Origin of the sequence: Christiangramia marina (genome assembly GCF_048285865.1) — a bacterium.
GTDB lineage: Bacteria > Bacteroidota > Bacteroidia > Flavobacteriales > Flavobacteriaceae > Christiangramia > Christiangramia marina.
This window is the reverse complement of the sequence record NZ_JBLVTK010000071.1, coordinates 1-291: the sequence shown is the minus strand read 5'-3', so window position 1 is coordinate 291 and position 291 is coordinate 1. Positions and strand designations below refer to the sequence as shown.

Annotated in this window: 1 protein-coding gene; it reads right to left on the bottom strand. The window is 38.8% G+C overall.

The window, feature by feature from the left end:
- A partial coding sequence (locus ACNKXS_RS15355) for a DUF7507 domain-containing protein (RefSeq protein ID WP_417921645.1) occupies nt 1–291 on the bottom strand: 291 nt, incomplete at both ends.

The window sequence follows — 291 nt, the reverse complement described above, 5'->3', positions numbered from 1 at the left end:
CATCACCAGAAAGGTAAGTTACATTATCGGCATTAAAGTCGGTAACCACTACATTATCTATAGTTGTATTACCATTATTGGTAACCTCTAATTTATATTCAATTACATCCCCAACTTCTTTAAAGTTTGAAGTTGTTGTGGATTTAGTAATTGCAAATTGAGTATCCTGATCAAGATCAGTGATTGTTGGGTTATCATCACCATCTGTTGGGTCTCCATTATCTGAAACGTCGGAAACATCATCGGTACCCGATGGGCTGTCTCCAGTGGCGGTTGCACTGTTGCTTGCAA